The sequence below is a fragment of the Skermanella sp. genome, assembly GCF_059503625.1.
The window spans coordinates 1-4776 of record NZ_JCACHA010001194.1 but is presented as its reverse complement, the minus strand read 5'-3'; the positions used below and the strand labels follow the sequence as shown (position 1 = coordinate 4776).

The following is a 4776-nucleotide window of genomic DNA, read 5'->3' as shown; positions in this document are numbered from 1 at the left end:
CGTCAGTGTTCAGGCATGTTCCAATAATCGAACAGTGGAGACTCTCACCAAGATCCCAGATGCGACGGCGGCGAGTAGGGTAAGTGGTCATTTGGGATGAAAAGTTAAAAGCCATCGGTAGAGATCCCAACAACGTTACGCTCCATGCTTTTGATGCTACAAAAACTTTATTCTTACTTCAGGTATCTCAGGTTTTACTTCACTTATCTCAGCGCATTTATACTTCATTTTATTGTGTGGCATGTTGAATGCAGTTATGAGTGACTAGGCAAAATAACGCAGCGGATTACTGGACCTTTCACATACCAATCTAAATAATTTTTTTTGTTTTTATCAATTCTTTGAGTGCTGCCATAGTAGTAGCAGGCATGTGCATTATTATCAGGCGATGATATAGGCAGCACCGCAGCCAGATTTACGGCAAACCAGACTTCACCGATCTGGATCTCAAGACCTTTGATACCATTATAGCGATGTTCAACAGGTTGACAGTCCTTCATCGAACAGCATGAGCTACCATCTTCGGCTTTTAATACTGTATACCAGTCGTGGCCTGTGACATTTGATACGGCAGCAATAAAGGTAACTGTAGTTGCCATGGCAACGTTTCTAACACGAGGCAAGGTAACCTCCTGTCATTTATATCAGATAATCACTGTACGACTCTTTCAAAACGGATAGAACGCTCTTTGGTACATTAGACATTGAATTTCATGTGATTATCGATAACTTATATCATACTCTAATCGAGTAATTTTCCGTTGTCTCGTATGACTACGTTCAATTAGCGTTCTAACGCAATGATTGAAAAAATTTGTGATAGAATCTGAAGATTGTGCAATATCCATAAAGTATCGTTATTGGGTCGGCTAAAGGGGATATGACGATGTCCGAACTATGATGCTCAAAAGCATACAGACACGTTTGGCATACTCGGCCCAGTTCTCAACCTTGTAGCGCGCCCGCGGGATGTAGCGGCGGCGGGGTTCTTTCGCCTTGTAGGGCATGCAGGAATCGGAGGCAGCGGATAGGCTGCTCCTTTATCCGACTCCCTACCGCAACGGCAACGCCGTAGGCAATTTCGCACCAACGTCGCAGGCGGCCGCCTTGAGCGGCCGAAACGGCCGACCGATGTGGGTGCGGATCAACCGCGACGACATTTTCAGGTAATGGCCTTTCCATAAAAATTTGCGCGCTGAGATGCCGTGACGTGCTGGCGCGTCGTTGCTGGTTCACCATGATGTTTGTCGGTGAACGGGAAGTGCCAGTACTCTCGCCCCCTGATGGGAGGAGAGCGCATGGATCCCTTGGACCGCCTTATTGGGCTCGCCCGGCACGCCTCTCCAGTGGATCTCTTCGCCTGGAGCGGAAGATTACGGTCATTCTCCGAGCGCGGCGAGCAGTCCGGCTATCACATCAGGCGGAACAGCACGCCTGAGAGCGACTGAGCCAAGCCAAGGCCGCCTCACAGCGGGCCCGGGAAGATGGCGAGGGCCATCTAACGGGGGTGCGCATCATGGAAGAAGACACTCCCGGTAGCGCCCGTTCCATAAGGTTAGTTCAAGATCACGCTTCCTGGTTCGGCCGATAGCCTTGCAGACTCTATACAACCTCCCGCCAAGAAGGGAGATTCTGCGTCCGAACAGCAATTTTTTTGGAAATCGTTCTGGAAACCCACAGAGGACTCCACGTAACCCATGATTCTCCTTAATGTGACATGGGCGTTCAGCGATCATACCGGGCCAGGTTCCAGGCACGAAAAAGCCCGCTAAGCTTTTGACTTAGCAGGCTTTTTCGATGGTAGCGGAGGAGGGATTTGAACCCCCGACACAAGGATTATGATTCCTCTGCTCTGACCAACTGAGCTACTCCGCCGCAGGCCCGGTTTGTCGCCGGGAGGCCGGTGATATAGTTCGGCGGGGCGGGGGCTGTCAAGCGCTTCTCGACGATTTACGGCGGTCTGTTTTCGAAGCCGAACGAACGGAAGCGAAAAGGAATACTTTCTTAACGATGAGTGCCTAAGCTGTGTTGCCGCAAGGCCGGATCTTTGACAATCGAATCATGAAAAACAGGCACTTGATGCCGGCCGTCACGACAAATGATGACATTTGCGTACGGCTGGGGGGATGTCATCACCCCTCCTCAGGCCGCCGCCAGCCGGCTTTCCGCCGAAGCGATCCAGCCGCCGCCCAGGACCCGGTCGCCCTGGTAGAAGACGCAGGCCTGACCGGGGGCCACGCCGAACTGTGGTTCGTCCAGGATCACCTCTGCGCCTCCGTCCGCCGCCGGGAACGCCGTGGCCGCCGCCGCAGGCTGGGCGGAGCGGAGCTTGACGTGGACCTTGGTGCCGGCAGGGTCGGGGGCGTCGCCGGTCCCCAGCCAGTTGACCTCGCGCACCACCACGCGATCGCGGGCGAGGGAGGATCTGGGGCCGACCACGACGCGGTGGCGGGCGGGGTCCAGGCGGACGACGTAGAGGGGGTCTCCCTGGTCGCCCTTCTGGCCGCCGATGCCCAGGCCCTTCCGCTGGCCGATCGTGTAATGGATGATGCCGTCGTGACGGCCCATGACGCGGCCGTCCACATGGACGATATCGCCCGGCTCGATGGCGCCGGGGCGGAGCTTTTCCACCACCTCGGCATACTTCCCGGTCGGGACGAAGCAGATGTCCTGGCTGTCCGGCTTGTCCGCCACGACCAGACCGAAACGCTCGGCATGGACGCGGACTTCGGGCTTGTGCATGCCGCCCAGCGGAAACCTCAGGAAGTCCAGCTGCTCGCGCGTCGTGGCGAACAGGAAATAGCTCTGGTCGCGGGCGGGGTCGATGGCGCGGTGCAGTTCGGCGCCGTCGTGTCCCATCACCCGCTGCACATAATGGCCGGTCGCCAGCGCCTCGGCGCCCAGGTCGCGTGCGGTGTCCAGCAGGTCGCGGAACTTGACCCGCTGGTTGCAGCGGACGCAGGGGATCGGGGTCTCGCCCCGCAGGTAGCTGTCGGCGAAGTCGTCCATCACGCTCTGCGAGAACCGGTTCTCGTAGTCCAGCACGTAATGGGGAATGCCGATCCGGTCCGCCACCTGCCGGGCGTCGTAGATGTCCTGGCCGGCGCAGCAGGCGCCCTTCCTGCCGATCGCCATGCCATGGTCGTAAAGCTGAAGGGTGATCCCGACGACGTCGTACCCTTCCTCCTTGAGGAGCGCCGCCGTGACGGACGAGTCCACGCCGCCGGACATGGCGACGACGACGCGCGTGTCGGCGGGCCGCTTGGCGATGCCAAGCGAGTTGAGGGCGGTATCGGACGCGGGGTGCAGGATCGGGTTCATGGGGCGCAATATAAGCGATGGCGGGTCCGGCGCAACTGCTCCACGGCAAGGTTGTCATGCCTCTCCCCAGCCCGCTATCACGTGGACTATGGTGCTACGCTCATATGTAGAAGCGATAGAAGTACACGGACTCGAAGGGATATGAATGTGCGACCTGGATAGTGGGAAAATTCCTCAATGGATCGCCATAGTAATCCTACGGGCACCTCCCTATTCCCCATGGGAAGCATTCATCAAAAATGATTGCATCATGGATGAATTTTGCCGCTCGAATTGTTCATTGTCAGAACATGTTGTTGGGTGACGACGAATTCAGAGGGAATTCGTGAAAATTTTCTATAAATTCTCCTCCACTACTAACGGATCTTTCGCTTCATGGCCAGTATGGATGCAGTAAACCGTTCGGCACGACAGCATCCCGATAGCGCTCGTCCGGCGGCCGATCCCATGACGGCTGATGCTTTCACGGTCGATCTCAAGACGGCCGATCCGAAGGTCTCGGGCGAGCGGGTGCCGCTGTGCGTCGATATGGACGGCACCCTGCTCAACACCGACAGCCTGATCGAATGCTTCTTCGCCGTCATCAAGGACTGGCGGGTGATGTTCGCCCTGTTCGGGTGGCTGTTGAAGGGCAAGGCGCATCTCAAGCAGCAACTGGCGCTGCATGCCCGGCTCGATCCGGCGCTGCTGCCCTACAACAGCGGCCTGATCACCTGGCTCCACGAACAGAAGAGGCTTGGCCGGCGGCTCATCCTGGCGACCGCCGCCGACCATGTGATCGCGGACGCGGTGGCGAAGCATATCGGCCTGTTCGACGAGGTCATCGCGTCGGATGGATTGAACAACCTGCGCGGCTCGGCCAAGGCGGAAGCGATTTCCCAGCACCTCGGCGGTCAGCCCTACGCCTATGCCGGCAACGACTTCTCCGACCTGGAGATCTGGCGGCATGCCGACTCCGCGGTGCTGGTCAATGCGCCCAAGAGCGTCTGCAAGGCGGCGGCGGAAGTCACCCGGATCGAGACGAGGGTAGACGACCGCATTCCCTGGACCCGCGCCCTGGTCAAGGCCCTGCGGCCCCATCAATGGGTCAAGAACGTTCTGGTCTTCGTGCCGATCGTCACTGCCAGCGCGCTGTTCGACTTCGCGGCCTGGGGCGACGCGCTGCTGATGTTCTTCGCCTTCTGCTGCACGGCGTCGGCCATCTATGTCGTCAACGACCTGACCGATCTGGCCGCCGACCGCCAGCATCAACGGAAGCGCCACCGGCCTTTCGCAAGCGGCGCGCTGCCGCTCTATCACGGCCCCATCGTCGTGCCGGGGCTGCTGCTGGCGGGGGGAGTCCTGGCGGCATCAGCGGGAGCCTTCCATGTCGTTGTGCTCTACGCCGTCTGTTCGGTGCTCTACTCCTTCAAGCTGAAAAGCCTGCCGCTGGTCGACGTCTTCATGCTGGCGTCC

The 4776-nt window shown here is 58.1% G+C and carries 3 protein-coding genes and 1 tRNA gene; 1 reads left to right on the top strand and 3 read right to left on the bottom strand.

Going from position 1 to position 4776, the window contains the following annotated elements; translation table 11 throughout:
* Positions 1-254 precede the first annotated feature (254 nt).
* The 3 genes from AC5JJ6_RS41980 to mnmA all read right to left on the bottom strand — a co-directional run bounded on the left by AC5JJ6_RS41980 (position 255) and on the right by mnmA (position 3321).
* Entirely contained in the window at positions 255-599 is a 345-nt protein-coding gene (locus AC5JJ6_RS41980) for a hypothetical protein (RefSeq protein WP_496047754.1), read from the bottom strand.
* Between the two features lie 1199 nt (positions 600-1798).
* Positions 1799-1875: transfer RNA gene (locus AC5JJ6_RS41975), tRNA-Met, on the bottom strand.
* A gap of 267 nt (positions 1876-2142) precedes the next feature.
* A complete protein-coding gene (mnmA, locus tag AC5JJ6_RS41970; protein WP_496047753.1) occupies positions 2143-3321 on the bottom strand; it encodes a tRNA 2-thiouridine(34) synthase MnmA in 1179 nt (392 codons plus the stop codon).
* A 447-nt stretch (positions 3322-3768) separates the two neighbouring features.
* On the opposite strand from mnmA, the gene AC5JJ6_RS41965 reads away from it, so the two are divergent.
* A partial coding sequence (locus AC5JJ6_RS41965) for a UbiA family prenyltransferase (protein WP_496047752.1) occupies positions 3769-4776 on the top strand: 1008 nt, incomplete at its 3' end.